Source organism: Flectobacillus sp., assembly GCF_049240685.1.
Taxonomy (GTDB): domain Bacteria; phylum Bacteroidota; class Bacteroidia; order Cytophagales; family Spirosomataceae; genus Flectobacillus.
In genome coordinates this window covers 1-1196 of sequence record NZ_JBMLSD010000426.1, presented here as the reverse complement: position 1 = coordinate 1196, position 1196 = coordinate 1, and the positions used below count along the sequence as shown (strand labels likewise).

2 protein-coding genes are annotated in these 1196 nt (G+C 32.2%); both read right to left on the bottom strand.

What is annotated here, in order from left to right:
- Positions 1-383 precede the first annotated feature (383 nt).
- Positions 384-584 carry a YqaE/Pmp3 family membrane protein gene (locus tag ACOVQ4_RS19570; protein ID WP_421822293.1) on the bottom strand — a complete coding sequence of 67 codons (201 nt, stop codon included), beginning with the start codon at positions 582-584 and terminating at the stop codon, positions 384-386.
- A gap of 220 nt (positions 585-804) precedes the next feature.
- The coding region (locus ACOVQ4_RS19565; RefSeq protein ID WP_421822292.1) for a nuclear transport factor 2 family protein at positions 805-1196 on the bottom strand (392 nt) is incomplete at its 5' end.

Genomic DNA, 1196 nt, shown 5'->3' with positions numbered 1-1196 from the left:
CTGAAATAGGGTTATGATTAATTGCAAAAATTAGATACAAGTACTCGGCTTTGGGAAAAAGATCTTTATAATTTCATAAAAATTACCATTTTTCCTTTAGCTTACGGCTTAATTAACATAGCCAAAATAACTGACAAGACCTTTTGAATCAATCTGTATTTAGAGCCCAATTTCATCTGGAGGTTTGTTTAGATATTGTTTGAAACTACGTTTAAAATCGTCATTTATATTTGATGTGTTTGCAATGGATTGTTATGGATTTCAAATATGAAACTGGAGGCTTATTCAATCCGAGACATTTCTAAGACTACCAACTGTAGATGCAATTTAACAAAAAGATGATCCTTAATAATTCTGACAAAAGGCAGTTTATTCTGAAATAATTATTTGGACTTCATCGCTTTAATCAATCGGTCGGTACGTTTGTCGGCACGAGCGTTTTGTAGTGAAATCACTGCCCAGATAGCAGCAGGAATCCAGCCAATGAGCGTTACTTGCAAAATCAAACAAAAAATAGCCGTTAATACTTTTCCTCTAAATAGGAAAGATAAAAATGGGAAGAAAATCGCTAACAGGGTCATCATAATAGGTCGTTTTTGTGAAAAATACTTCTATAATTATAAAACGAAATAGAACGATTCTCAGGCAATAACCAAGATTTTTGTGATATAAGAACTTTTATTGATATAAACACCGAGCTTAGTGTGGTGAGTTGAGAAAATCTATAATACTATCTTTGTGATGAATTTATTTAATCAAAAAAGACTGAACTCATAGTCACCATAACCTAAGAGTATGGCTATATCAACTAATATCTGTCAATTTAGTAATAGTATTTCCTTTAAACTCAAATACGGATTTTCCTGATAATTCTAGTAATTGTCCTTTTTGTAATCCATTAGGAAAATCCATACCAAGGGTTGCTACATATTGTATATCAACCTCTGTAGTATGCTCGAAGTGGGTAATAGTACTAATGGTTTGTGTTCTTTCAGAGAAATAGGCTTTTGCTGTTTCAGCTTGTTGTCTAAATTCGCTCAAGCCATTTAGCACTAGATTTGTTTCACCGTTTTGGATGTTTTCAAATACAATATTGATATCAAAATCTTTCACCATTTGGTCTATATCAAATTGATTATATCCATCGATATAGTTTTGTATAATTGCTTCTCGATTTGTCATGACGGATGGTGTTG

Coding starts and splice junctions, on each gene's coding strand:
- ACOVQ4_RS19570 (WP_421822293.1), bottom strand. CDS start 584: ATGATGACCCTGTTAGCGATTTTCTTCCCATTTTTATCTTTCCTATTT.